Here is a 25,518-nt window from a genome sequence, read left to right on the forward strand (position 1 = left end):
TGGGAGGCACGGCCAGTGATGGCAGACTGGACCGTCGGCTCCGGTTCACGGAAGACAATCCGTCCTTCCGACCCGGCGCCCTCCCGGAACTAGGAGACACCTTGAAGCAGGACATCCACCCCGAGTACGTGGAGACCCAGGTCAGCTGCACCTGTGGCAACTCCTTCACCACGCGCAGCACGGTCGGCAGCGGCGTCATCCGCGCCGACATCTGCTCCGCGTGCCACCCCTTCTACACCGGCAAGCAGAAGATCCTCGACACCGGAGGCCGCGTGGCCCGCTTCGAGGCCCGCTTCGGCAAGAGCGCCGGTAACGCCAAGAAGAAGTAGCACCGCTCGAGCGCCGGTCCTCGGCACGCCCCCGCGCCGGGCGTGAGGGACCGGCGCTCTTTTGCGCTGCCCGGCACTTTCTTCTTCCACGTAAGGGACAAACGATGTTCGAGGCGGTCGAGGAACTGATCGGCGAGCACGCGGAGCTGGAGAAGCAGCTCGCCGACCCGGCGATCCACGCCGATCAGGCGCGCGCCCGCAAGCTCAACAAGCGGTACGCCGAGCTGACGCCCGTGATCGCCACGTACCGCTCGTGGAAGCAGGCCGGTGAGGACCTGGTGACGGCTCGCGAACTCGCCGCCGACGACTCCGATTTCGTCGCCGAGGTCAAGGAGCTCGAGGGGCAGCGCGAAGAGCTGACGGACAAGCTCCGGCTGCTGCTGGTGCCGCGCGACCCGAGCGACGACAAGGACGTCATCCTCGAGATCAAGGCGGGCGAGGGCGGCGACGAGTCCGCACTCTTCGCCGGCGACCTGCTGCGGATGTATCTGCGCTACGCCGAACGCGTCGGCTGGAAGACCGAGTTGATCCAGTCGACGGAGTCCGATCTGGGCGGCTACAAGGACGTGCAGGTGGCCGTGAAGTCCAAGGGGGGTTCCGGAGCGTCGGAGCCCGGCCAGGGCGTGTGGGCGCGGCTGAAGTACGAGGGCGGCGTGCACCGGGTGCAGCGCGTGCCGGCGACCGAGTCGCAGGGCCGCATCCACACCTCGGCGGCGGGCGTCCTCGTCCTCCCCGAGGCGGAGGACGTGGACGTCGAGATCAACGCGAACGATCTGCGCATCGACGTCTACCGCTCCTCCGGCCCGGGCGGCCAGTCGGTCAACACCACCGACTCCGCCGTGCGGATCACCCACGAACCCACGGGCATCGTGGTCTCGTGCCAGAACGAGAAGAGCCAGCTGCAGAACAAGGAGCAGGCGCTGCGCATCCTGCGCGCGCGGCTGCTGGCCGCCGCCCAGGAGGAGGCGGACCAGGAGGCGTCGGACGCCCGTCGCAGCCAGGTACGTACGGTGGACCGGTCGGAGCGGGTGCGCACGTACAACTTCCCGGAGAACCGGATCTCCGATCACCGGGTGGGCTTCAAGGCGTACAACCTGGACCAGGTGCTCGACGGAGAACTGGACCCGGTGATCCAGGCGTGCGTCGACGCCGACTCCGCGGCCAAGCTGGCCGCGGCCCAGTAGAGCGCTTGTACGGACGGGTGGTAGGGAACTCACGATGCTGCATTCGTCCGGGGGGCAGCCCCCGAACCGCCGCGGCCTGCTCGTCACCGAGGTGGCACAGGCGACCCAGCGGCTCGCCGACGCCGGCGTGCCCTCGCCGAGGTTCGACGCGGAGGAACTCGCCGCGTTCGTGCACGGCGTCAAGCGCGGTGAGCTGCACAGGGTCTCCGACGCCGACTTCGACGCCCGGTACTGGGAGGCGGTGGCCCGCCGTGAGGCGCGTGAGCCGCTCCAGCACATCACCGGGCGGGCCTTCTTCCGGTACCTCGAACTCCAGGTGGGGCCAGGGGTGTTCGTGCCCCGGCCCGAGACCGAGTCGGTGGCCGGCTGGGCGATAGACGCGGTCCGGGCCATGGACGTGGCCGAACCTCTCATCGTCGACCTGTGCACCGGCTCGGGCGCCATCGCGCTCGCCCTCGCGCAGGAAGTGCCGCGCTCGCGGGTGCACGCCGTCGAACTGGACGAGGGCGCCTACAGCTGGGCGGTGAAGAACGTGGAGGGCAGCCGCGTCGTCCTGCACCACGGGGACGCGCTCACGGCCCTGCCCGAACTCGACGGCCAGGTCGACCTGGTGGTCGCCAACCCGCCGTACATCCCGCTCACCGAATGGGAGTATGTGGCACCCGAGGCCCGGGACCACGATCCCGAACTCGCGTTGTTCTCGGGGGAGGACGGGCTGGTCACCATCCGCGGCCTGGAGCGCGCGGCGCACCGGCTGCTGCGCCCCGGCGGCGTGGTGGTCGTCGAGCACGCCGACACCCAGGGCGGCCAAGTCCCCTGGATCTTCACCGAGGACCGCGGCTGGGCCGACGCCGCAGACCACCCCGACCTCAACAACCGGCCCCGATTCGCCACAGCCCGCAGGGAGGTGCCGTGATGGCACGGCGTTATGACTGCACGGACTCGACCGACCGCAAGACCGGCCTGCGCGAGGCCACTTCGGCGGTCCGCCGCGGTGAACTCGTCGTACTCCCCACGGACACCGTCTACGGGATCGGCGCCGACGCCTTCAGCCCGGACGCCGTCGGCGACCTGCTGGAGGCCAAGGGCCGCGGCCGCAACATGCCCTCGCCCGTGCTCGTCGGCTCGCCGAACACGCTGCACGGCCTGGTCACCGACTTCTCCGAGTCCGCCTGGGAGCTCGTGGACGCCTTCTGGCCGGGCGCGCTGACCCTCGTCGCCCGTCACCAGCCGTCGCTGACGTGGGACCTGGGCGACTCGCGGGGCACCGTCGCCGTACGGATGCCGCTGCACCCCGTCGCGATCGAACTGCTCAAGGAGTTCGGGCCGATGGCCGTCTCCTCGGCCAACCTCAGCGGCCACCCCGCGCCGCAGGACTGCGACGCCGCACAGGAGATGCTGGGCGAGTCCGTCGCCGTCTACCTGGACGGCGGCCCGACGCCGGACTCGGTGCCTTCCTCCATCGTCGACGTGACGGGGAAGAACCCCGTGCTGCTGCGTGCGGGCGCCCTGAGCGCGGAGGAGCTGCGCAAGGTCGTACCCGACCTGGAGGTGGCGTCATGACAGGGGGCGTGCAGCCCCTCAGGACGCTCGTACGGCCGTCTCCGCCCTTCCGCCTCCGCACCCGCTCCCGTACCCGCCCCGCCGCGGCCGCAGGGACCGGCACGGCGCGCACGACCCCGACGAGCGCCCACCGGGCCGGGAGATGCCTGCAGTGAACACCCCGCACGGGCGTGGCACCGCGGACCCCGGCGGCATAAGCGGCACCGATGGCATCTTCCGCATCCTCCACGTCTCCACCGGCAACGTCTGCCGCTCGCCGCTGACCGAGCGGCTGACGCGGCATGCCCTGGCGGAGCGGCTGGGGGACGGGCGCAGCGGCGGCATCGTCGTGGAGAGCGCGGGCACCTGGGGGCACGAGGGCGCACCCATGGAGGAGCACGCCGCCGAGGTGCTGCTGGAGCTCGGAGCGGACCCCGAGGGCTTCCGCGGACGGGAGCTGCTGGACGAGCACGTCATCCGTGCCGACCTGGTGCTTACGGCGACCCGTGACCACCGTGCGCAGGTCGTCTCCATGGGGCACTCGGCGGGACTCCGCACCTTCACGCTGAAGGAGTTCACGCGGCTGGTGAAGGCGATAGACGCCGCCACGCTCCCGGACGCGGCTTCGGCGCAGGGCGTCGTCGAGCGGGCCAACGCCCTCGTGCAGGCTGCGGCGGCACTGCGCGGCTGGCTGCTGGCCCCGAGCCCCGAGGCGGACGAGATCCACGACCCGTACGGGGCACCGATCCCGTATTTCCGCTCCGTGGGTGAGGAGATCAACAATGCCCTCGAACCGGTCGTCACGGCGCTGACCGGCGTGCCCGCCCGTATGTATCCCCACACGTGAAACCGCCGGTGGCGGGCAGGTGTCTTAGGGTGTGGGGCCAAGGAGAAAGCAAACCTCTGGGGAGCCCGTGCGTGAATACCTGCTGACGCTCTGCGTCACGGCTGCGGTCACCTATCTGCTGACCGGGCCGGTGCGGAAGTTCGCCATCGCCGCAGGAGCGATGCCGCAGATCAGGGCGCGCGACGTGCACCGCGAGCCGACTCCGCGCCTGGGCGGCATCGCGATGTTCGGCGGGCTGTGCGCGGGGCTCCTGGTCGCCTCCCAACTCACCAATATCGGCGAGCTGTTCATCCTCTCCGACGAACCCCGCGCGCTGCTCTCCGGCGCCGGGCTGATCTGGCTGCTGGGCGTCCTCGACGACAAATGGGGAGTGGACGCGCTCGTCAAGCTCGGCGGGCAGATGATCGCGGCGGGCGTGATGGTGCTCCAGGGCCTGACCATCCTGTGGCTGCCGGTGCCCGGTGTGGGCAACGTCGCCCTGACCCAGCTGCAGGGCACGCTGCTCACGGTCGCGCTGGTCGTGATCACGATCAACGCCGTCAACTTCGTGGACGGGCTGGACGGCCTGGCATCCGGCATGGTCACCATCGCCGCCGCGGCGTTCTTCATGTACGCGTACAGGATCTGGTACGGCTACGGCATCGAGGCCGCGGCTCCGGCGACCCTGTTCGCGGCCGTGCTCATGGGCATGTGCCTCGGCTTCCTGCCGCACAACATGCATCCCGCGCGCATCTTCATGGGGGACTCGGGCTCGATGCTGATCGGGCTCGTACTGGCCGCGGGCGCCGTCTCCATCACCGGCCAGGTCGACCCGGACCTCGTGGTGGAGCACACCCGGTCCGTACGGGCGGCGGTCCACCAGATGGTGCCGCTGTACATGCCGCTGCTCCTGCCGTTGACGATCATCGCGATCCCGGTCGCGGACCTGGTGCTGGCGATCGTGCGCAGGACGTGGCGGGGGGAGTCGCCGTTCGCGGCCGACAAGGGCCACCTCCACCACCGCCTGCTGGAGATCGGGCACTCGCACAGCCGCGCGGTGCTGATCATGTACTTCTGGTCGGCGCTGATCGCCTTCGGCGCCGTCGCGTTCTCCGTGCAGTCCGCGAGCATGGTGATCGTGCTGGCCGTCGTCTGCCTGTGCGCCATCGGGCTCGTCGTGCTGCTGATGCCGCGCTTCACGCCCCGAGTGCCGGGCTGGGCCCACGCGTTCGTGCCGCCGCGGTACCGGCACAAGATCGCCGGTGATGCGCCCTTGGCCGGGGAGAATGTCCAACTTGCCGCCGATGAGCAGGAATCGGGCGATCCGTCCACGAAGGCCGGGACCGTGACGGCTGAGGGTGCGAAGACGGGCCAGCAGCCCCAGCCGGCCTTCGCCGGACTCAACGGCGCGACGGCCATCGGGGGCAACCAGCAGCAGGGGACGCGCAGTTCAGCGTCCTCGTGTGACGGCCAGCACACCAAGTAGGTAAAGACCTCATCAAATAGTTTGTGATACCGTTCACGAAACCCGGCGAGGGGGCCGAAGGACCGTAGTGCGACGGTCCTCGGCGTGAGGTCCGCTCCTCCTTCGCGCCGGGGAGACAGTCGTCCAGGGCGACACTCACCCCCGATCTTCGGAGCAACTCCCATGCAGTCGAACGACGCTCGCATGCTCTTGCAGTGCGCCGTCCCGACCGCCCTCGCTGGTGTCGTGGCCGCCGTTGTGAGTGCCGTACTCACAGGCAGTAAGGGCGCCGTCGGCGCGGCCGCCGGCGCCACCGTGGTGATCCTCTTCATGGGGATGGGCCTCGTCGTGCTGCAGCGCACGGCGAAGTCCCTGCCGCACCTCTTCCAGGCGATGGGGCTGCTGCTCTACACGACGCAGATCCTGCTGCTGGCCCTGGTGTTGATCTTCTTCAAGAACACGACCCTCTTCGACACCAAGGCGTTCGCCTTCTCGCTTCTCGCCGCCGCTCTCGTGTGGGTCGCCGCGCAGGCGCGGGCGCACATGAAGGCGAAGATCCTCTACGTGGAACCCGATTCGTCCGGCAGTGCCGGTGGTGACAACAAGAAGACCGCTGCCACAGGGGCCAATTCATGATCCCCGGCAGAGGTAGGGTCGGGATAAGCGACCGCTCCGGCAACTGCTATCGTCCGTTGCCAACTGCGGTCCAGCAGGCGCAGGCGGCTGAGTTCGCCCGTCCCACGGGACGGAACGGGCGGCCCCGCTCGCTGACAAGCTGCCGCCCCCACATTCGTCAGAACAGTCCAGTGCCGCTCCGTGGCCGCGTGCCGCGCCGACACATCGAGGTAGCCGTATCCATGCGCCATGCAGAAGGAGTTCGCGGTGAGTGCTGACCAGATGCTCGCCTTCGACACCGATTGCCACCTCTTCGGTGGATGTGGCTTCAAGGAAGTCTCGCCGGGCCTGCACTCCTTCGTCTTCAAACCGATCGCCAACGTCGGCGGCGTCGACATCAACAAGACCATGCTGCTGGCGCTGTTGGGGACGATCGCGATCCTCTGGTTCTTCTGGGCCGCGTTCAGCAAGCCCAAGATCGTGCCGGGCAAGCTCCAGATGATCGGTGAGGCGGGCTACGACTTCATCCGCCGCGGCATCGTCTACGAGACCATCGGCAAGAAGGAGGGCGAGAAGTACGTCCCCCTCATGGTCTCCCTCTTCTTCTTCATCTGGGTGATGAACCTCTGGTCGGTCATTCCGCTCGCCCAGTTCCCGGTGACGTCGATCATCTCGTACCCCATGGGTCTTGCGCTGATCGTCTACATCCTGTGGGTCTCCCTGACCTTCAAGCGGCACGGCTTCGTCGGCGCGTTCAAGAACTTCACCGGCTACGACAAGTCACTCGGCCCGGTGCTGCCGATGAGCATGACCATCGAGTTCTTCTCGAATCTGCTCGTGCGGCCCTTCACCCACGCGGTGCGGCTCTTCGCGAACATGTTCGCTGGCCACCTGCTGATCGTGATGTTCACGATCGCCAGCTGGTACATGCTCAACGGCATCGGGATCGCCTACGCGGGCGTCTCCTTCCTGATGACCATCGCGATGACCGCCTTCGAGCTGTTCATCCAGGCTGTCCAGGCGTACGTCTTCGTCCTCCTGGCGTGCAGCTACATCCAAGGCGCACTCGCCGAGCACCACTGAGACCCCCTGCCCGTACACGACCACCTGGTTGTCCGGTGGCCAACCCCCACCGGTCCGTGAAACAGAAGGAAGAAACGGCATGTCCGCTCTCCAGAACCTTGCTGCTGTCAGCGGCTCCCTCGGCTCCGTCGGCTACGGCCTCGCCGCCATCGGCCCGGGCATCGGCGTCGGCATCGTCTTCGGCAACGGCACCCAGGCGCTCGCCCGTCAGCCCGAAGCCGCTGGTCTGATCCGTCAGAACCAGATCCTCGGCTTCGCCTTCTGTGAGGCGCTGGCCCTGATCGGCATCGTCATGCCGTTCGTCTACGGTCCGTGATCGTCGCTCACTGACCGAATCACTCGTCGAAAGGCACTGATGTGATCGCCCTGGTAAACATGGCGGCCGAGGAGCAGAACCCCCTCCTCCCGCCGCTCCCAGAGCTCGTCATCGGCCTGATCGCTTTCGCCATCGTCTTCTTCTTCCTCTGGAAGAAGCTGCTCCCGAACATCAACAAGGTTCTGGAGCAGCGCCGAGAGGCCATCGAGGGTGGTATCGAGCAGGCTGAGGCGGCTCAGGAAGAAGCCGCTGAGGTCCTCAAGCAGTACAAGGACCAGCTCGCCGAGGCACGGCACGAAGCCGCGCGTCTGCGCTCCGAGGCGCAGGAGCAGGGCGCCACGCTCATCGCGGAGATGCGCGCGGAAGGCCAGCGCCAGCGTGAGGAGATCGTCGCGGCCGGTCACGCCCAGATCGCGGCCGACCGCAAGCAGGCCGCTCAGGCGCTGCGCCAGGACGTGGGCAAGCTCGCCACGGACCTGGCCGGCAAGCTCGTCGGGGAGTCCCTCGACGACCACGCGCGTCAGAGCCGCACCATCGACCGTTTCCTCGACGAGCTCGAGGAGAAGGCCGAGGCTGCCCGATGAACGGCGCGAGCCGTGACGCACAGGCCGCCGCCCGCGAGAACCTGACGGCGTTGACCGACAACACGTCGGTCGACGCCACTCAGCTCGCCGACGAGCTGGCCGCCGTGACAGGGCTGCTCGACCGTGAGGTGTCCCTGCGCCGGGTCCTGAGCGACCCGTCGCGGAGCGGTGAGCGCAAGGCCGAACTGGTCGGGAACGTATTCGGCGGCAAGGTGGGCGGCCCGGCCGTCGACCTGATCTCCGGCATGGTGCGCTCCCGCTGGTCCGCCACGCGTGACTTCGTCGACTCCGTCGAGATGCTGGCGGACTACGCCGACCTCGTCGCCGCGGAGCGGGACGGCTCGCTGGAGGAGACCGAGGACGAGCTGTTCCGGTTCTCCCGGACGGTCTCCTCGTCCCCCGAGCTGCGGGCGGCGCTCGCCAACCCCAGCGCGTCGGCCGAGGCGAAGTCGCGGCTGCTGCACACGCTGCTGGGCGGCAAGGCGAGGCCCGCAACGGAGCGCCTGATCACGCGTCTCGTGAGCCAGCCCCGTGGACGTAGCCTGGAGGGTGGCCTGGAGTCCCTCTCCAAGCTGGCTGCAGAGCGGCGTGACCGCTCCGTGGCGGTCGTCACCTCGGCGGTGCCGCTGAGCGACCAGCAGAAGCAGCGTCTCGGATCGGTACTGGCGAGGCTGTACGGCCGTCAGATGCACCTCAATCTCGACGTGGACCCCGAGGTCCTCGGCGGAATCATGGTGCGCATCGGAGACGAGGTCATCAACGGCTCCATCGCGGACCGCCTCAGCGAGGCGGAGCGCCGCATGGCGGGCTGAGCTCCGGCAGTACGCCGGGTGCGCGGCCCGCGCTCACCAACTCAACAGCATCACTTAGCGGCCCGAGTTGGGCCGTAGAAGATCGATACGGTCCCAACAAGGAGAGCAGGGAACCCAGATGGCGGAGCTCACGATCCGGCCGGATGAGATCCGGGATGCGCTGGAGAATTTCGTCCAGTCGTACGAGCCGGACGCGGCCTCGCGCGAAGAGGTCGGGACGGTCAGCGTTGCCGGTGACGGCATCGCGAAGGTCGAGGGACTGCCCTCGGCCATGGCTAACGAGCTGCTGAAGTTCGAGGACGGCACCCTCGGCCTCGCCCTCAACCTTGAGGAGCGCGAGGTCGGCGCGGTGGTCCTCGGTGAGTTCAGCGGCATCGAGGAGGGCCAGCAGGTGCGCCGCACCGGCGAGGTCCTGTCGGTTCCGATCGGCGACGGCTACCTCGGCCGCGTCGTGGATCCGCTGGGTGCCCCCGTCGACGGCCTCGGCGACATCGAGTCCGAGGGCCGCCGCGCCCTCGAGCTCCAGGCCCCCTCGGTCATGGACCGCAAGTCGGTGCACGAGCCGATGGAGACGGGCTACAAGGCCGTCGACACCATGACCCCGATCGGCCGCGGCCAGCGTCAGCTGATCATCGGCGACCGGCAGACCGGCAAGACGGCGCTGTGCGTCGACACGATCATCAACCAGCGCGACAACTGGCGTACCGGCGACCCGGACAAGCAGGTCCGCTGCATCTACGTCGCCATCGGCCAGAAGGGCTCCACCATCGCGTCCGTGCGCGGTGCGCTGGAGGAGGCCGGCGCGCTGGAGTACACGACGATCGTCGCCGCTCCCGCGTCCGACCCGGCCGGCTTCAAGTACATCGCGCCCTACACCGGCAGCGCGATCGGCCAGCACTGGATGTACCAGGGCAAGCACGTCCTCGTCGTCTTCGACGACCTGACCAAGCAGGCCGACGCCTACCGCGCCGTGTCCCTGCTGCTGCGCCGCCCGCCGGGCCGCGAGGCCTACCCGGGCGACGTCTTCTACCTGCACTCCCGGCTGCTGGAGCGCTGCGCGAAGCTCTCCGACGACATGGGCAAGGGCTCCATGACGGGCCTGCCGATCGTCGAGACGAAGGCGAACGACGTGTCGGCGTTCATTCCGACCAACGTCATCTCCATCACCGACGGCCAGTGCTTCCTGGAGTCCGACCTGTTCAACGCGGGTCAGCGCCCGGCGCTGAACGTGGGTATCTCGGTCTCCCGTGTGGGTGGTTCCGCGCAGCACAAGGCGATCAGGCAGATCACCGGTTCGCTCCGCGTGGACCTCGCCCAGTACCGCGAGCTGGAGGCGTTCGCCGCCTTCGGCTCCGACCTGGACGACGCCTCGAAGGGCGCGCTGGAGCGCGGCAAGCGTGTGACGGAGCTGCTCAAGCAGTCGCAGTACAACCCCTTCTCGACCGAGGACCAGGTCGTCTCCGTCTGGTCGGGCACCAGCGGCAAGATGGACGACGTGCCGGTCGAGGACATCCGCCGGTTCGAGCGCGAACTGCTGGAGTACATGCACCGCGAGCACAAGGGCCTGCTGACCAGCATCGTCGAGGGCGGCAAGATGTCCGACGACACGGTCCAGGCCCTCGGTGACGCGGTGGACGCCTTCAAGAAGCAGTTCGAGACCTCGGACGGCAAGCTCCTGGGCGAGGACTGAGCCATGGGTGCTCAGACCAGGGTCTACAAGCGGCGGATCAAGTCCGTCAAAGCGACCAAGAAGATCACCAGGGCGATGGAGATGATCGCCGCCTCGCGCATCGTCAAGGCGCAGCGCAGGGTGGCGGCGTCCCAGCCGTACGCGACCGAGCTCACCCGTGCGGTGACCGCGGTCGCCACGGGCTCGAACGTCGAGCACCCGCTCACCACCGAGGTGGAGAAGCCGACGCGGGCCGCGGTCCTGCTCATCGTGAGCGACCGCGGTCTGGCGGGCGGCTACAACTCCAACGCCATCAAGGCGGCCGACCAGCTCACCAACCGGCTGATCGGGGAGGGGAAGGAGGTGGTCAACTACATCGTGGGCACCCGCGGTGTGACCTACTACCGCTTCCGTGAGCGTGCGATCACGCAGTCGTGGTCGGGCTTCACGGACAACCCCACCTACGCCGACGCCAAGGCAGTGGCCGAGCCGCTGATCGAAGCGATCCAGGCCGAGCGGGGCGCCGACCACAGCGTGGACGAACTCCACATCGTGTACACGGAGTTCATCTCGATGATGACGCAGACGCCGGTCAAGAACCGGATGCTGCCGCTGAGCCTCAAGGAGACGGCGGAGGAGTCCGCGGAGGTCATCGAGAGCCACATCAAGCGGGGTCCCGAGATCCGTCCGCTGTACGACTTCGAGCCTTCGGCGGAGGAGGTGCTCGACGCGCTGCTGCCGCGGTACGTCGAGAGTCGCATCTACAACGCGCTGTTGCAGGCCGCCGCTTCGAAGCACGCCGCCACGCGGCGCGCGATGAAGTCGGCGACGGACAACGCCGAGGAGCTCATCAAGTCGCTGACGCGGCTTGCCAACGCGGCCCGCCAGGCCGACATCACCCAGGAAATCAGCGAGATCGTCGGTGGCGCGAGCGCGCTGGCTGACGCTTCTGCGGGGAGTGACCGCTAACCATGACCACTACTGTTGAGCAGGCCACGGCGGCGGGCCGCGTCGCACGGGTCATCGGCCCGGTCGTCGATGTGGAGTTCCCCGTCGACGCGATGCCGGACATCTACAACGCGCTGACCGTCGAGATCGCGGACCCGGCCGAACAGGGCAAGAAGAAGATCCTTACCCTCGAGGTCGCGCAGCACCTCGGCGAGGGTGTCGTCCGCGCCATCTCGATGGAGCCGACCGACGGCCTGGTCCGCCAGGCCGAGGTCACCGACACCGGCAACGGCATCACCGTGCCCGTCGGCGACGTCACCAAGGGCCGGGTGTTCAACACCCTGGGCCGCATCCTGAACGAGCCGGAGGCCGAGTCCGAGGTCACCGAGCGCTGGCCGATCCACCGCAAGGCCCCCGCCTTCGACCAGCTCGAGTCCAAGACCGAGATGTTCGAGACGGGCCTGAAGGTCGTCGACCTGCTGACCCCGTACGTCAAGGGCGGAAAGATCGGCCTGTTCGGCGGCGCCGGCGTCGGCAAGACCGTCCTCATCCAGGAAATGATCATGCGTGTGGCGAAGCTGCACGAGGGCGTTTCCGTCTTCGCGGGTGTGGGCGAGCGTACGCGTGAGGGCAACGACCTCATCGACGAGATGGCCGAGTCGGGCGTCCTCCCGCAGACCGCGCTGGTCTTCGGGCAGATGGACGAGCCGCCGGGCACCCGTCTCCGCGTCGCACTGGCCGGCCTGACCATGGCGGAGTACTTCCGCGATGTGCAGAAGCAGGACGTGCTGTTCTTCATCGACAACATCTTCCGCTTCACCCAGGCGGGCTCCGAGGTCTCCACGCTGCTCGGCCGCATGCCCTCCGCGGTGGGCTACCAGCCGAACCTGGCCGACGAGATGGGTGTGCTCCAGGAGCGCATCACCTCGACCCGTGGTCACTCCATCACTTCGATGCAGGCGATCTACGTGCCCGCGGACGACCTCACCGACCCGGCCCCGGCGACGACGTTCGCGCACCTCGACGCGACGACCGTCCTCTCGCGGCCGATCTCCGAGAAGGGCATCTACCCGGCGGTCGACCCGCTGGACTCGACGTCCCGGATCCTGGACCCGCGTTACATCTCGCAGGACCACTACGACTGCGCCCAGCGCGTCATCGGAATCCTGCAGAAGTACAAGGACCTCCAGGACATCATCTCGATTCTCGGCATCGACGAGCTGTCCGAGGAGGACAAGCTCACCGTCAGCCGGGCCCGCCGTATCGAGCGCTTCCTGTCGCAGAACACCCACGCGGCGAAGCAGTTCACCGGCCTGGACGGATCGGACGTCCCGCTGGACGAGTCGATCGCGGCCTTCAACGCGATCGCCGACGGCGAGTACGACCACTTCCCCGAGCAGGCGTTCTTCATGTGCGGTGGCCTGGAGGACCTCAAGGCCAAGGCCAAGGATCTCGGCGTCTCCTGACGCCAGGCCCGTACGGTCGGCGGGGCCGGGCCGGGGTGCGACAGCCCTCGGTCCGCCCCCGTCTCCGCACCCCTTATCCTTTTCCTAACCTACGAAGGAGCCACTGTGGCTGAGCTGCACGTCGAGTTGGTCGCCGCGGACCGTCAGGTCTGGTCGGGCGAGGCCAGCCTGGTCGTCGCGCGCACCACTTCGGGCGACATCGGCGTCATGCCCGGCCACCAGCCGCTGCTCGGCGTGCTGGAGCCGGGTTCGGTCACCATCCGCACGGCGGGCGAGAGCGGTGAGGGCTCGGTCGTCGCCGCGGTGCACGGCGGGTTCCTCTCCTTCGCGGACGACAAGCTGTCGCTGCTCGCGGAGATCGCGGAGCTTGCGGATGAGATCGACGTCGCGCGGGCCGAGCGAGCCCTCGAGCGGGCCAAATCGGAGGCCGACGCGGCCGCCGAGCGGCGCGCCGAGGTCCGGATGCGAGCGGTGGCGGGCCGCTGAGACGGCCGACGCCGGGCGCGAAGCCGGGCACGACAGGTACGAGGCTCAGCCGCGGGCTGTTCCGGGTCACCCCGGACCAGCCCGCGGCTGAGCCCATACAGAGGGGGGCGCGGGATCCAGGAGATCCGGCGTCTCCGCGGGCACCGCGTCACATGCGGTACGAGAGAGTGCGAGGAGGTCGGTGATGATGGTCCTCGTTCTGTCCCTGTGCGGCGCGGCCCTGCTGCTGGCGCTGGCGGGCCTGTTCGCCTTCGGGGTACGCCGCCGGCTGCTTCAGCGTTCGGGCGGCACCTTCGACTGCAACCTGCGGTGGGACGCCCCTGCGCCTCCTGTGTACGCCGACGAGACCGCCCACGACGACCAGGCGCGAGGCCCGGGCCCGGGGCAGGGCCCCGCCCAGAGCACAGGCCGAGGCGCGGGTCCGGGAGGCGCCCCCGGCCAGGGGGGCCAGGGCCACGGGGGCAAGGGCTGGGCCTACGGCATCGCCCGCTACAACGGTGACCAGATCGAGTGGTTCCGTGTCTTCTCCTACGCTCCGCGCCCCCGACGCTTCCTGGAGCGCAACTTCATCGAAGTGATTCAGCGCCGCCACCCCGAGGGCGAGGAAGAGCTGGCGCTCCTCTCCGACGCGGTGATCCTCGCCTGCTCCCTGCACGGCACGCGGGTCGAGCTGGCGATGAGCGAGGACGCGCTCACGGGCTTCCTCGCCTGGCTGGAGGCGGCACCGCCCGGCCAGCGGGTGAACGTCGCCTGAGCAACGCCACCGGCGTCAGCCGAGGACCGCGGCGACGAGCACCAGCACGGGTGCCGACGCCAGCGTGGAGAGCAGGATGGACTCCCTGGCCAGCCGGGTGCCGAGGCCGTAGCGCGCGGCGTAGGTGAACAGGTTCTGCGCCGAGGGCAGCGCCGAGGTCACCACCACGGCGAACAACGCCTTGCCGGGCAGGTCGAAGACTCCCGCACCGATCGCCCATGCCACCAGCGGCTGTCCGACGGCCTTGCACACCACCGCCAGAACGACCGGCAGCCGCTCGTGTTCACGTGAGAGCACGGCGCTTCCGCGCAGCGACATCCCGAACGCGAGCAGCACGGCCGGTACGGACATCGCCCCGACCAGGTGGACGGGTTCGAGCACGGGGCCGGGAAGGGTCCGCCCGGTGGCTGCCACCGCGACGCCCGCCAGGGACCCGATGACGACCGGGTTGCGGACGGGCGTGGTGAGACGCCGCAGAACGCCGCCGCGCCGCCCGGAACGTGCGGAGAAGACGTCGAGTGCGGTGAGCGCGACGGGGGAGACCACCAGCAGCTGGAAGAGGATGATCGGCGCCATCAGCGAGGCGTCCCCCAGCACGTATGCGGCCACGGGAATGCCGAGGTTGCCCGCGTTGACGTAGCTCGCGCAGAGGGCACCCACGGTGCTCTCGCCCGGAGGCCAGCGCCGGAGGGCCGCCACCGCCGCGTAGAGCCCTGCCATGGCGAAGGTGCTGAGTGCCGTGATCAGCAGCGGTCCCGAGGTGAGCACCGTGAGATCGGCCCGCGCCATGGTCTCGAAGAGGAGCGCGGGGGTGGCGACGTGGAACGCGAGCTTGGTGAGGACCTCGGGACCGTTGGCCCCCAGCAGCCCGAGACGGCCGAGGACGTAGCCGGTGCCGATGATGCACGCGATCACCGCGAACCCCGCGATCACTCCGGCCATGACGGGCCGCTCCGCACTTCGGACGTCACTTCGTGCATGCTGCAATTGTCCGTGTCCGTACATGCGGAGGTGCACGCGGGTGTCCTCAGTGGGCCGGCGAGCGGTGCTCAGGTTCCGGCGATGCCCGACTCCTGTGCCAGAACGGCGGCTTGGGTGCGGCTGCGCAGTCCGAGCTTGGCCAGCAGCCGGCTGACGTGGGTCTTCACCGTGGCCTCGGCCATGCCGAGCCGTGCGGCCGCCTCCGCGTTGGAGAGGCCCTCGCCGAGGCAGCCGAGCACGTCGCGTTCGCGTGGGGTCAACTCCGCGAGCTCCGGGGGCTCCCGGCGGGTGAACGCGGTGCTCCGTCTGCTGCCGGGACGGGCGAACTCGGCGATGAGGCGCCGTGTGACGGCCGGGGCGACCATTCCCTCGCCGCGTGCGACAGTCCGTACGGCGTCCACGACCTGTGCGGCTTCGCTGTCCTTGAGCAGGAAACCGGCCGCTCCGGCGCGCAACGCCCCGAAGACGTACTCGTCGAGGTCGAAGGTGGTCAGCACCAGCACGTCGGACAGGCGCTCACGGGTGATCCGTTCCGTTGCGGAGACGCCGTCCAGGCGGGGCATCTGGACGTCCATGAGCACGACGTCGGGGCGCAGTTCACGCGCCAGCCGTACCGCCTCCTCGCCGTCGCCGGCCTCTCCGGCGACCTCGACGCCCCGGGCGTTGCGCAGGATCAGCACGAGACCGGCCCGTACGGCCTGCTGATCCTCGGCGACGAGCACACGGACGGGGGGCGCGGCGGCGGACTCGTCCCTCAAGGGGATCTCCTTTCCTCGACGGGCAGTTCGGCCCGGACCTCCCAGCGCCCGTCGCCCCCGTCGCCTGCCACGGGGCCCGCGTACAGATCGCCCCCGAGCAGTTCCACACGCTCGCGCATGCCGATCAGGCCGGCGCCGGAGCCCGGTGCGCGCGGGGCGTCGTGGCGGCGGGTGCTCTCCAGGGGGCTGGTGACGCGCACAGCGAGGGCCGGTGCCGTGCCGCCGGTACGGGCACGGCGCAGCTCCACCGCGACGGTGCCCCTCCCCGAGTGCTTGAGGGCGTTGGTCAGCGACTCCTGGACGACGCGGTACGCGGCCAGCTCGACCGGCGCGGGCAGCGGCTGTTCGGACGCGGGGTCCCTGTCGTCGTGCAGCGTGAAGCGCAGTCCGGTGCCGGCCGCCCCGGCCCGTGCCCGGTCGAGGAGAGCGTCCACTCCGGCCAGGGTGGGGGACGTCGGTGGTGTCCCGTCGTCGTGCGGGTCCCGGAGCAGTCCGATGAGGCGGCGCATCTCGGCGAGTCCCTGCACGCTGTTCTCACGGATGACGCCGAGCGCCTCGCCGGCGGCCTTGCGGAACGGCTCGTCGGGCGTGCCCTCGTGTTGTCGGCCCTCGTCCTCGTCGCCGCTGCTCATGGAGAGGGCGGCCGTGGAGTGGATGGCGATGGCGGAGAGGTGGTTGGCGACGACGTCGTGCAACTCTCTTGCCATGCGGGCGCGTTCGGCGGTGACGGCCTGCACGCGGTCCATCTCGGCCAGCAGCGCGGTCTGTTCGGCGCGCAGCCGCTCGGCGGCGGCAGCGTTGCGGTGGTCGCGGATGACCATCCCTGTCCACGCGGGCACGACGGTGATGCCCGCGCAGAGCACGCCCAGCAGCAGCGTCTCCGGTTTCCGGAACACGGCCATCAGCCCCAGGGTGACGGCCACGGTCGTGGCGACGCTGACCGGGAGCACGGCACGGGCGACACGGGCCGGCCCGTACAGGACGGCCGCGTAGACGATGTCGGTGAAGACGATCACCGTGGCGAGCAGGGAACCCATCACGAAGTCGCCGACAAGCGCGGCGACCGCGACCGCCAGCACCCACGGCTGCGCGGACCTGCGGCCGAGGGCGGTCAGGCACACGACGGCGAGCGGGACGAGCAGCCAGGCGCCGTAACGGCGGCCCGTGTCGGGGGTGTTGTAGAGCCCGAAGTGCCACAGGATCAGGCCGCCGGCGAACCCGAAGAGTGCGATGAGTACCCCGTCGCGGTGCGGGCGCAGCCCCCCGAGCCGGTGCGCGGCGCGGTGCGGGTGCCCGCGCAGGCCCGCGAAGGGACGCGGGCGCGCGTTCATGGAGAGGGACGTGCCTGGCATGCACCCATCTCAGCACGGGCGCCGGCGCGACGCGTCCCCGCTCCGGATGACGCCGGTACATCGAAGGATGCAGGCCGGGCGCGTACGAATCGTCGCCGGTGAGGACGTCCGGGCCCCGGGCGGCTGGAACGCTGGACGCGGAGCCGAGACGGAGGAGGCGTGCGTGATCGTCACGTTGATCATCATTTGCGAGGTCGGCTTCTGGGTGCTGCTGGCGGCCGGCCTCGCGCTGCGCTACCTGGCGCGGATGCCGCGGGCCGGGGTCGCCGTGCTGCTCTGCGAGCCGCTGCTGGAAGTGGTGCTGCTGGTGGTCACCGCGGTCGACCTGCGCAACGGTGCCGAACCGGACTGGAAGCACGGCCTGGCCGCGGTCTACATCGGCTTCACCGTCACGCACGGCCACTACATGATCAAGTGGGCGGACGGGCACGTCCTGCACCGGTTCGCCGGGGGGCCGCGGCCGGCCGGACCGCCGCGGTACGGCATGGCCAGGGCAGTGCACGAGTGGAAGATGTGCGCGCGTGCCGTCGGGGCGGCGCTGATCGCCGCGCTGCTGCTTCAGCTGGCGATCTGGTACGTGGGCGACGGCGGGCAGAGCGGTTCGCTGCGCGAGTGGCAGGAGAAGATGGGGCTCGTCGTCGGCATCAGCGTGATCATCGCGCTGTCCTACACGATCTGGCCCAAGCGCCCGGAGCACGGGGACCACTGTCGCGGGGGGAACTCAGAGGCGGCGGACGAGGCGGGGCCGAAGCCCCTTCGGGGCAGGGGCAGTTGAGCGACGGCCGCGATGCGGCGGGCGACGCCCGGCACCCGGATCCCGCTGCCGACGGCTCGTGGGTGTCCCGGCCCTGCGTGGGTGCCTACGGGTCGGCTGTTCCCGGACCGGCGGTCTGGGGATCGGCGTTCTCGGGATCGGCGGTCTCGGTCTGGGGATCGGCGGTCTCGGTCTGGGTATCGGCCGTCCCGTCCCGGTCGCGGAGCCGTGTGGCCAGCCGGTAGTCCACGTGCACGTCCCGGTAGTCGGTTCCTGCCTCGACGCGGTCCGGCAGATTGGTCCGCTCGCTGAGTGAGACCGACTCCCGTCCCGGCGACCCCTCGAAGCGGACCGCGGTCAGGGGCTCATCGGCGAACCGCAGCTCGTCGGCCTGCACCGACGCCGTCAACTCGATGTCGGGGGAGCCGGAGAGACCGGCGCCGTGGCCGTTTCACGGCGGTTCGTCGCGGTCCCGCCTGCGGGCAGGGCGGCGCCGCGCCCGTTCCTCCGAGCTGCCGGATGTCGTCCTGCCGGCCTTCTTCGCCGTACGGGTGGCGCTCTTGCCCGCCTTGCGGACCGTACGGCCCGACTCGTCGATGACCTTGCCCGAGCTCTCGCCGACGTCCCGGGTTGTCTCGCCCACGCCCTTCCCGACGTCCCCGGCCGCCTTGCCGGCGCCTTCGCTCACGTTTTTCGCCGTCTCTCCGGCGCCTTCGCCGACGTCCCCGACTGCCTTGCCGGCGCCTTCGCCGACGTTCTTGGCCGTCTCTCCGGCGCCTTCCCCGACGTCTTCGACGGCGCTGCCCGCACCTTCGCCGACGTCCCCGACTGCCTTGCCGGCACCTTCGCCGACGTTCTTGGCCGTCTCTCCGGCGCCTTCCCCGACGTCTTCGACGGCGCTGCCCGCGCCCTCTCCCACGTCCTCGACCGCTCGGCCGGCACCTTCTCCGACCTGCTTGACTCCTTCTCCGGCGCCTTCGCCGACATCCTGGACGGCGCTGCCCGCGCCTTCGCCGACGTCCTCGACAGCCTTGCCGGCGCCTTCGCCGACGTCCTCGACGGCCTTGCCCGCTCCCTCGCCGACGTCTTCCACCGCTGAGGAAGCCCCGCGTCCGAGTTCGCCCACGGCCTCCCCGGCACCTCCGCCGATCTCCTTCGCGGCGGCCCCCAGACCCGAGGTGAGGTGTTCGAGGATCTGCGGGTTGCGGTCGATCGTCGTCAGCACGCGGCCGATGACCTGCGCGACGTTGTCGAGACGGACCTTGAGCAGGGCCTGTACGTCCACGCCCTTGATGCCCAGGTGCACGCGTCCCAGCTCGACGTCGGCACCGACGTTCAGCTTGAGGATGTCCAGGACCTCGGCCTGCAGGGAAACCCGGGCCCGCAGGTCCTCGACCTCGAGATCGATCTCCTCGACGTGCAGCTGCGGTACGTCCAGGAGGACGTCGGGGTCGGCGTTCCGTGCAGGCTGCGTCACACCGGAGGGGTAACCGTCCGGGGATTCCTCCGGCTCGTCGCCGTAGTCCTCGTCGTACGCCTCGACCTCGCGGCTCCGGTCGTCCTGTTCCTCCTGGTCGGAGGTGTAGTCCTGCTCACTCATGTCGCTCCCCGTGTGTGCGGGTGCGTGCAGATCTCTCAATCCACCGTAAAACGGATGTTCTATACCTGCCTGACATGCTGGAGGGCCTGGCCATGGGTGCACGGTTGAAGGACGTGAGCGCGCAGAAAGGCCCGGCCACGCGTGCACGGGAACGCGGGCCGGGCCGGCGGTGGGGGGTGGCGACCTGGGGGGAGCGCCTCACTCAGCCGCAGTGCTGCTTCTTCTCCTTCTTGGTCATCTTCCGGGTGTGCTGCGTCTTGGTGCTGGGGGTGTCCGGCTTGGGGCCCTTGGCGGTGAACGGTACGTACCAGATGTGGTGGCCGTAGAACTTGTCCTCGAAGTGCATCTCGTACGTGCCCTCGACCTCCTGCATGGCGGCCTCGCGCGTGATCCAGCCGACCTTGCCGGGCTTGACCTCGACGTTGGTCTGCTGCTCCTCCGTGTGTGAGCTCTCCCAGGAGTGCTGGTAGCTCGCCTGGATGGTCACCTTGAACAGGTCCGTGAAGCCGTACTCGGCGGTCATGGAGACGCCGACCGTGTTGGTCTCCCCGGTCGTGTCGGACCATCCGACGCTCGAACGCTGGGTCTTGTCCGTGCAGTTGAAGGCGCTGTCGCCGACCTGGTGGGCCTCGCCCATGGAGTCCTCGGGCAGGCCGGAAGGGTGGAAGATGCACACGTCCGTGCCGTCGTTGCACTTCTCCAGCAGTTCTCTGGTGGTGGGTTGCTCCTCCTCGGCCTGTGCGGCCGTGGGGAAGAGTGCTGTGGCGCCCAGGGTGGTGACGGCTATCACCAGCATGGACAGCTTCTTGCGGCGGTTCATGATGCCTCCGACGAGGGTGGGGGTAAGGCGGGTGTTGCCGGGACCGTTGCTGCGTGCACGGCGCCTCAGCTGAAGCTGATGGACTGCGAACGGTCGTCCAGCGCGTCGCCGATGTCCGGGGTGAGCTCGTCGAAGGGCCCGTCGCGGTCACCGCCGAGGCCCGTCTCGGAATACAGGTTGAGCGTGCAGTTGCCCCAGGGCTGGACTGCGGAGATCTTGTTCCTCCACTCCTCGGCCAGGTCGATCTCGAAGTCGACGTCGTCGGCATCGCCGTCGCAGAGCTCGGTGTTCTTGACCGTCAGCGAGCCGCCGCCGTACTGGGGGTCCGCGAAGAGGGTCGCCGCCATGACGTTGCCCTCGCCCTGGGTGGTGTCCGAGGACGCGAGCGGCGCCGCGTCGGCACCGGCCGCGCTGCTCTTGGCGGACTTGCCGGACGCGTCGACGAGCTTCTCGCTGCCGGGTACGCCGGTCGCCTCGGTCAGGCTCTCGAAGCACCGGGTCTCGCCGGATTCGGCGTCCAGGGTGCAGTGGTTCCCCTGCCCCTTGACGTCGGCGCCTCCCTCGGAGATGGCACCGTTCGCGACGGGTACTGCTATGACGCCCGCCAGGAGCGCCACCGCGGCGACGGTGATCCGGGTACGTCGCTTCGTATTGCTGGCCATACAGAACTCCAACCCCTCATGGCTGACCTGCAGTTATTAGGTCCAGGCCTGTAAGGCGATAGTACTCACGGAAATAGAGAGCAAAAGAGAAGCGTGGGGTCGCCCCTATGTCACCCGGGTTGCGTGCGGGAATGCCGCCCCCGGTTTCCGGTGCGTATTGCCTGGTGGCCGCAGTGCGGCAGGTCCAGCAATGCGGTACGCCCGATTCCGTCCATTTAATCGGCCATCAGAGGTGTGCGGCAACTGTCGAGGCAATGCGGATTGCTGAGACGGGCACGGCTCTGAACAGGGGATTCACCCCAACCGATCGACCCTGGAAGGTGCCTGAAATGGAAAACCTCAGCGCAGACTGAAGGAAGACTTAACAAAAGCTTAAGCCGGGGATTCCCGTCCGGTGCGAGGGAAAAACCGGGACATCCGGCTTTCATTTCCGAGGCGTTCTTCCCCATTCGGCGCGACGCCAACCCGATTGCTGCCGGAGTCCGGCGCCGGCGTAATCGACCACCGCGCGCACCGGTCCTCATTGGAGGCACCACTGTCGGCGGCCACAACGATGCGGTTACGTGAGAGTCCGTCAGCACTGCCCTCTGTCCGACGGATCGCGTGGCCCCTAGGGTGCGTCGCTTGGATCTTCGCGAGCCCGCGAAGATCCAAACGACGTGCCCTGGCGTGCTGCGTGCCGCATCACGCCACAGTGTCCCGCCCGTACGTGGAGGTACCCGGAGATGATCAGCAAGCGAGCCGCCGGTGCCGGCGGCGTCGTCATGGGCGTCCTCGCCCTGGCCGCCGTACCGATGACGCTCACCGCGGGGGCGTCACCGGGCGGCGCGGAGGGCGGCCCGCAGGCGCGGAGCGGGCAGAACCCCGGCCCGGCCGGACCTTCCTGCACCGCGCGGACGTCGGCCGGGATGACGCTGGAGCAGCAGGTGGGCCAGCTCTTCATCGGCGGAGTGGACGCCGACGAACCCGCGGAAGCCGAACTCGCGGCCGTCCGCGACCTCCACCTGGGCGGGGTCATCCTCACGAACGGCAGCCAGGCGGGAGCGGAAACGACGCGTCAGGTCAGCGAGAAGGCCCAGGCGGCGGCGACGACGGGCGGCGTGCCGCTGTGGGTCTCGGCGGACCAGGAGGGCGGCAAGGTCCAGCACCTGAAGGGTCCCGGCTTCGACGCGATGCCCTCGGCCGTCGAGCAGGGGAAGCTCGACCCGGCGCAGCTGCGCTCCCAGGCCGAGGGCTGGGCCGGCCAGTTGAGCTCGGCGGGCGTCAACGTGAATCTGGCACCCGTACTGGACACCGTGCCCGAAGAACTGGGGGACGAGAACGAACCCATCGGCCGGCTCCAGCGCAACTACGGCACGACACCCGAGACCGTCGCCGCCCATGGCACTGCCTTCCAGGCGGGCATGACGGACGCCGGTGTCACCCCGGCCGTCAAGCACTTCCCCGGCCTGGGGCGGGTGATCGGCAACACCGACCACAGCAAGGACGTCAAGGACGACGTCACCTCCCGGGACGACGCCTACCTCCACCCCTTCGAGGAGGCACTCTCCCAGGGCGACCCGCTCGTGATGATCTCCAGCGCGCGCTACACGAAGATCGACCCCGACAACATGGCGGCCTTTTCCCAGACGATCCTCACCGGGATGCTCCGCGACGACCTGGGCTTCGACGGCGTGATCGTCTCCGACGACCTGGGCGCGGCCAAAGCCGTCGAGGACGTACCGCCGGCCGAGCGGGCGCTGCGCTTCCTCGACGCGGGCGGCACCGTCGCCCTCAGCGTGGACGCGGGCGTACTTCCCGAGATGGTCGACGCGGTGCTCCAACGGGCTCGCACCGACGAACAGTTCCGCGCCGGCGTGCAGGCCGACGCGGAACGCGTGGTGAAAGCCAAGGGCGCCGCGGGGCTGCTCGACTGCGGCTGACCGGCTGACCGGCCGACCGGCCGACCGGCCGCGCTCCGCGCGTGCGCCGGGCGCCGCCCGACCGGACCGGCCGGACCGACCGGACCGGCCGGTGTCTCAGCGGTTCTCGCCGGGCACCCACAGCACGTCGCCGATCTCCTTGTTCGCGGAGCGCGCCAGGATGAAGAGGAGGTCGGAGAGACGGTTGAGATACGTGGCCGTCAGCGGGTTCATGCTCTCGCCGTGCTCGTCCAGGGCGGCCCATGTGGAGCGCTCGGCCCGCCGTACGACCGTGCAGGCCTGGTGGAGGAGTGCCGCACCCGGGGTGCCGCCGGGGAGGATGAAGCTCCGCAGCTTCTCCAGCCCCTCCAGGAAGCTGTCGCAGTCCTCTTCCAGCTTGTCGATGTAGGTCTGTTCGACGCGCAGTGGCGGGAACTCCGGGTCCTGGACGACGGGTGTGGCCAGGTCGGCGCCGACGTCGAACAGGTCGTTCTGCACGCGGCCCAGCACCGTGGCGATCTCCTGCGGCAGGTCGCCGAGTGCGAGCGCTGCCCCGATCGACGCGTTGGCCTCGTTGGCGTCCGCGTAGGCGGCGATGCGTGTGTCGGTCTTGGACGTGCGGCTCATGTCGCCGAGGGCCGTGGTGCCGGTGTCGCCGGTACGGGTGTAGATGCGCGTCAGATTGACCATGCAGTCGAGACTATGCCCTTGCGCCCGTGAGGCTCCGTCCGTCCCGGGGGCTCCACCGGCACGGCGACGACGGCGAGCTTCCACCACACGAGCACAATGCTGATGCGTACGGACCGGCGCACGCCGATGAAGCCGACGAGCACGGAGACCGCCGTGGGCGGTACCGGGACCGCCCGTCGCCGTGCGGGACCCCGCCGCGGGCGAGTCCGTCAAGTGTGCGGCGCGGCCCGTGGATTGAGCTGCCGCCGGACCTCCCTCGCAGGACGCACCCGCCGAACTCGGTCATGCGGTGCGGATCGGGCACCGTCGATGTGATGTCCGCCATGTGAGACGTGACGCGTGTCTCTTCACCGCCACAAGATCTTCGTGAGGCGCTAATGTCCGGCCAACAGGCGTACTAGTGAAGGCAAGGCTAGGTGGCAGTCGTGGCGAAGAAGCTCGCCGTCATCGGTGCCGGGCTCATGGGCTCCGGTATCGCGCAGGTCTCGGCCCAGGCGGGCTGGGACGTGGTGCTCCGTGATGTGACAGGCGAGGCGCTCACTCGGGGTACGGACGGGATCAAGCGTTCGTACGAGAAGTTCGTGAGCAAGGGCAAGCTCGAAGCGGGGCTGGCGGAGGCCGCACTGGAGCGCATCACCACGACCACCGACCTGGACGCCGCAGCCGATGCGGACGTCGTCGTCGAAGCCGTATTCGAGAAGATCGAAGTCAAGCAGGAGATCTTCAGCAGGCTCGACACGATGGTGAAGGACGAGACGATCCTCGCCTCCAACACTTCCGCCATCCCCATCACGAAGATCGCGGCGGCGACCGCACGCCCCGAACGGGTCGTCGGCACACACTTCTTCTCGCCCGTGCCCATGATGGCGCTGTGCGAACTCGTGCGCGGACACCGCACCACTGACGAAACCCTGGCCGGTGCACGGCAGTTCGCGGAGTCGGTCGGCAAGACGTGCATCGTCGTCAACCGTGACGTGGCCGGCTTCGTCACCACTCGCCTCATCTCCGCGCTCGTCGTCGAGGCGGCGAAACTTCACGAGTCCGGCGTGGCCACGGCCGAGGACATCGACACGGCCTGCAAGCTGGGCTTCGGTCACGCCATGGGGCCACTGGCCACGGCAGATCTCACCGGCGTCGACATCCTGCTGCACGCCAGCGAGAACATCTACACCGAGTCGCAGGACCCGAAGTTCGCGCCTCCCGAGTCGATGCGCAGGATGGTCGACGCGGGTGACATCGGGCGCAAGAGCGGTCGCGGCTACTACGAGCACTGACCGGTACCGCCGGCACCGGCCGACCGCCGGCGGCACGGCGAACAGAACCGGCGGCAACAGCAAACAGAAGAGGCAAGACCGAAAACCGTTCGACGGCGGCGCGTTCACGGCGGCGTCCCCCGCGAGGGTGAACTCCGTATCGGTTCGACCACGGACAGCAACCAGGCCACCCGAAACGCAGTCAGTCGTAGTGAGACATTCAGACGTAAAGGTACGCGGACCAGTAACAGATCCGGGGAGCAGCTATGCATATCAGGGGCGACCACGCCGAGCTGGCCGTCGGGGGTCGCCTCGATGTCCGGAGCGCGGCGGACGCCCGTACGGTCCTGCACTCCGCCGTCGACTCCGGTGACGGCGACCTGGTGCTCGACCTGGCCGGACTCGACTCCTGGGACGCGACAGGACTCGGCGTGATCATGGGAGCGCACCGCAGGGCGGGCAGATGCGGACGCAGGCTGGTACTCCGTGACGTACCCCCGCAGATGCAGCGGCTGCTGGTCGCGACCCGGCTGCACCGCATCCTCGCCATCGAGGGCGGCCTCCCGGTCGCGGAGACCCAGATCCTCACCAAGCCGTAACTGCCGGAGCGGTTCAGGTCTTGCCCGCTTGGTAATACTGTGCCGAAGCAGCGCCCGGTACTGCCGTTC

General features: G+C 69.2%; 28 protein-coding genes. 20 read left to right on the forward strand and 8 right to left on the reverse strand.

Going from position 1 to position 25,518, the window contains the following annotated elements; translation table 11 throughout:
- Positions 1 to 101: 101 nt before the first annotated feature.
- The 16 genes from rpmE (at position 102) to ACFPA8_RS06470 (ending at position 14,079) form a co-directional block, all read left to right on the forward strand.
- Positions 102 to 329, forward strand: coding sequence for a 50S ribosomal protein L31 (gene rpmE, locus ACFPA8_RS06395; RefSeq protein ID WP_189037388.1), 228 nt, complete (start codon positions 102 to 104; stop codon positions 327 to 329).
- A 104-nt stretch (positions 330 to 433) separates the two neighbouring features.
- Positions 434 to 1,513, forward strand: coding sequence for a peptide chain release factor 1 (gene prfA, locus ACFPA8_RS06400; RefSeq protein WP_386443567.1), 1,080 nt, complete (start codon positions 434 to 436; stop codon positions 1,511 to 1,513).
- 34 nt (positions 1,514 to 1,547) lie between these two features.
- Positions 1,548 to 2,429, forward strand: a complete 882-nt coding sequence (prmC, locus tag ACFPA8_RS06405; protein WP_386443569.1) for a peptide chain release factor N(5)-glutamine methyltransferase — start codon at positions 1,548 to 1,550, stop codon at positions 2,427 to 2,429.
- Positions 2,429 to 3,076, forward strand: coding sequence for an L-threonylcarbamoyladenylate synthase (locus ACFPA8_RS06410; RefSeq protein ID WP_386443572.1), 648 nt, complete (start codon positions 2,429 to 2,431; stop codon positions 3,074 to 3,076). The genes prmC and ACFPA8_RS06410 overlap by 1 nt, the downstream gene beginning before the upstream one ends.
- A gap of 151 nt (positions 3,077 to 3,227) precedes the next feature.
- Positions 3,228 to 3,902, forward strand: coding sequence for an arsenate reductase/protein-tyrosine-phosphatase family protein (locus ACFPA8_RS06415; protein WP_386443575.1), 675 nt, complete (start codon positions 3,228 to 3,230; stop codon positions 3,900 to 3,902).
- Between the two features lie 67 nt (positions 3,903 to 3,969).
- Positions 3,970 to 5,367, forward strand: a complete 1,398-nt coding sequence (locus ACFPA8_RS06420) for an MraY family glycosyltransferase (RefSeq protein ID WP_386443577.1) — start codon at positions 3,970 to 3,972, stop codon at positions 5,365 to 5,367.
- A 162-nt stretch (positions 5,368 to 5,529) separates the two neighbouring features.
- The gene (locus ACFPA8_RS06425; RefSeq protein WP_386443580.1) at positions 5,530 to 5,982 is read left to right on the forward strand and encodes a hypothetical protein; all 453 of its coding nucleotides are present in this window, start codon (positions 5,530 to 5,532) and stop codon (positions 5,980 to 5,982) included.
- A 228-nt stretch (positions 5,983 to 6,210) separates the two neighbouring features.
- Positions 6,211 to 7,044, forward strand: coding sequence for a F0F1 ATP synthase subunit A (atpB, locus tag ACFPA8_RS06430; RefSeq protein ID WP_386443583.1), 834 nt, complete (start codon positions 6,211 to 6,213; stop codon positions 7,042 to 7,044).
- Positions 7,045 to 7,123: 79 nt separating this feature from the next.
- Entirely contained in the window at positions 7,124 to 7,360 is a 237-nt protein-coding gene (atpE, locus tag ACFPA8_RS06435) for an ATP synthase F0 subunit C (RefSeq protein ID WP_055488475.1), read from the forward strand.
- A gap of 41 nt (positions 7,361 to 7,401) precedes the next feature.
- The gene (locus ACFPA8_RS06440) at positions 7,402 to 7,944 is read left to right on the forward strand and encodes a F0F1 ATP synthase subunit B (protein WP_386443586.1); all 543 of its coding nucleotides are present in this window, start codon (positions 7,402 to 7,404) and stop codon (positions 7,942 to 7,944) included.
- On the forward strand, positions 7,941 to 8,756 hold the full coding sequence (locus ACFPA8_RS06445) for a F0F1 ATP synthase subunit delta (protein ID WP_386443589.1): 816 nt from the start codon (positions 7,941 to 7,943) through the stop codon (positions 8,754 to 8,756). Before ACFPA8_RS06440 ends, ACFPA8_RS06445 begins: the two co-directional genes overlap by 4 nt.
- A 118-nt stretch (positions 8,757 to 8,874) precedes the next feature.
- The gene (gene atpA, locus ACFPA8_RS06450; protein ID WP_386443592.1) at positions 8,875 to 10,446 is read left to right on the forward strand and encodes a F0F1 ATP synthase subunit alpha; all 1,572 of its coding nucleotides are present in this window, start codon (positions 8,875 to 8,877) and stop codon (positions 10,444 to 10,446) included.
- Positions 10,447 to 10,449: 3 nt separating this feature from the next.
- Positions 10,450 to 11,394 (forward strand): F0F1 ATP synthase subunit gamma, encoded by a 945-nt coding sequence (locus tag ACFPA8_RS06455; protein WP_386443595.1) that lies wholly within the window; start codon positions 10,450 to 10,452, stop codon positions 11,392 to 11,394.
- Positions 11,395 to 11,396: 2 nt separating this feature from the next.
- Positions 11,397 to 12,839, forward strand: a complete 1,443-nt coding sequence (gene atpD / locus ACFPA8_RS06460; protein WP_386443598.1) for a F0F1 ATP synthase subunit beta — start codon at positions 11,397 to 11,399, stop codon at positions 12,837 to 12,839.
- 105 nt (positions 12,840 to 12,944) lie between these two features.
- Positions 12,945 to 13,325 (forward strand): F0F1 ATP synthase subunit epsilon, encoded by a 381-nt coding sequence (locus ACFPA8_RS06465; protein ID WP_386443601.1) that lies wholly within the window; start codon positions 12,945 to 12,947, stop codon positions 13,323 to 13,325.
- A gap of 187 nt (positions 13,326 to 13,512) precedes the next feature.
- Positions 13,513 to 14,079, forward strand: coding sequence for a DUF2550 domain-containing protein (locus tag ACFPA8_RS06470; protein WP_386444670.1), 567 nt, complete (start codon positions 13,513 to 13,515; stop codon positions 14,077 to 14,079).
- 15 nt (positions 14,080 to 14,094) lie between these two features.
- Here ACFPA8_RS06470 and ACFPA8_RS06475 read toward each other — a convergent pair whose 3' ends face one another.
- From ACFPA8_RS06475 to ACFPA8_RS06485, 3 genes are all read right to left on the reverse strand, one after another.
- Complete coding sequence (locus ACFPA8_RS06475) at positions 14,095 to 15,021, reverse strand: AEC family transporter (RefSeq protein WP_386443604.1); 927 nt, start codon at positions 15,019 to 15,021, stop codon at positions 14,095 to 14,097.
- A 107-nt stretch (positions 15,022 to 15,128) separates the two neighbouring features.
- Positions 15,129 to 15,818 carry a response regulator gene (locus tag ACFPA8_RS06480; RefSeq protein ID WP_386443606.1) on the reverse strand — a complete coding sequence of 230 codons (690 nt, stop codon included), beginning with the start codon at positions 15,816 to 15,818 and terminating at the stop codon, positions 15,129 to 15,131.
- The gene (locus tag ACFPA8_RS06485) at positions 15,815 to 17,170 is read right to left on the reverse strand and encodes a sensor histidine kinase (protein ID WP_386443609.1); all 1,356 of its coding nucleotides are present in this window, start codon (positions 17,168 to 17,170) and stop codon (positions 15,815 to 15,817) included. The genes ACFPA8_RS06480 and ACFPA8_RS06485 overlap by 4 nt, the downstream gene beginning before the upstream one ends.
- Before the next feature lie 163 nt (positions 17,171 to 17,333).
- Between ACFPA8_RS06485 and ACFPA8_RS06490 the strand changes: the two genes are divergently transcribed.
- On the forward strand, positions 17,334 to 17,945 hold the full coding sequence (locus ACFPA8_RS06490; RefSeq protein WP_386443612.1) for a hypothetical protein: 612 nt from the start codon (positions 17,334 to 17,336) through the stop codon (positions 17,943 to 17,945).
- A gap of 85 nt (positions 17,946 to 18,030) precedes the next feature.
- Here the strand turns inward: ACFPA8_RS06490 and ACFPA8_RS06495 are convergent, their stop codons facing one another.
- The 4 genes from ACFPA8_RS06495 to ACFPA8_RS06510 all read right to left on the reverse strand — a co-directional run bounded on the left by ACFPA8_RS06495 (position 18,031) and on the right by ACFPA8_RS06510 (position 21,006).
- Positions 18,031 to 18,321 (reverse strand): hypothetical protein, encoded by a 291-nt coding sequence (locus tag ACFPA8_RS06495; protein WP_386443615.1) that lies wholly within the window; start codon positions 18,319 to 18,321, stop codon positions 18,031 to 18,033.
- A 54-nt stretch (positions 18,322 to 18,375) separates the two neighbouring features.
- Positions 18,376 to 19,524 carry a hypothetical protein gene (locus tag ACFPA8_RS06500; protein ID WP_386443617.1) on the reverse strand — a complete coding sequence of 383 codons (1,149 nt, stop codon included), beginning with the start codon at positions 19,522 to 19,524 and terminating at the stop codon, positions 18,376 to 18,378.
- Positions 19,525 to 19,726: 202 nt separating this feature from the next.
- Positions 19,727 to 20,344 carry a hypothetical protein gene (locus ACFPA8_RS06505; protein WP_386443620.1) on the reverse strand — a complete coding sequence of 206 codons (618 nt, stop codon included), beginning with the start codon at positions 20,342 to 20,344 and terminating at the stop codon, positions 19,727 to 19,729.
- 65 nt (positions 20,345 to 20,409) lie between these two features.
- The gene (locus ACFPA8_RS06510; RefSeq protein ID WP_386443622.1) at positions 20,410 to 21,006 is read right to left on the reverse strand and encodes a hypothetical protein; all 597 of its coding nucleotides are present in this window, start codon (positions 21,004 to 21,006) and stop codon (positions 20,410 to 20,412) included.
- 725 nt (positions 21,007 to 21,731) lie between these two features.
- Here ACFPA8_RS06510 and ACFPA8_RS06515 point away from each other — a divergent pair.
- Entirely contained in the window at positions 21,732 to 22,928 is a 1,197-nt protein-coding gene (locus ACFPA8_RS06515) for a glycoside hydrolase family 3 N-terminal domain-containing protein (RefSeq protein ID WP_386443624.1), read from the forward strand.
- A 96-nt stretch (positions 22,929 to 23,024) separates the two neighbouring features.
- Here the strand turns inward: ACFPA8_RS06515 and ACFPA8_RS06520 are convergent, their stop codons facing one another.
- Positions 23,025 to 23,597, reverse strand: a complete 573-nt coding sequence (locus ACFPA8_RS06520) for a cob(I)yrinic acid a,c-diamide adenosyltransferase (RefSeq protein ID WP_386443627.1) — start codon at positions 23,595 to 23,597, stop codon at positions 23,025 to 23,027.
- A gap of 425 nt (positions 23,598 to 24,022) precedes the next feature.
- Here ACFPA8_RS06520 and ACFPA8_RS06525 point away from each other — a divergent pair, with 425 nt between their 5' ends.
- Both ACFPA8_RS06525 and ACFPA8_RS06530 read left to right on the forward strand, forming a co-directional pair.
- Complete coding sequence (locus ACFPA8_RS06525; protein ID WP_386444673.1) at positions 24,023 to 24,871, forward strand: 3-hydroxyacyl-CoA dehydrogenase family protein; 849 nt, start codon at positions 24,023 to 24,025, stop codon at positions 24,869 to 24,871.
- 245 nt (positions 24,872 to 25,116) lie between these two features.
- A complete protein-coding gene (locus tag ACFPA8_RS06530) occupies positions 25,117 to 25,449 on the forward strand; it encodes an STAS domain-containing protein (protein ID WP_386443630.1) in 333 nt (110 codons plus the stop codon).
- Positions 25,450 to 25,518 lie beyond the last annotated feature (69 nt).

Origin of the sequence: Streptomyces ovatisporus, assembly GCF_042653885.1 — a bacterium.
In the GTDB taxonomy this organism is placed as follows: domain Bacteria; phylum Actinomycetota; class Actinomycetes; order Streptomycetales; family Streptomycetaceae; genus Streptomyces; species Streptomyces ovatisporus.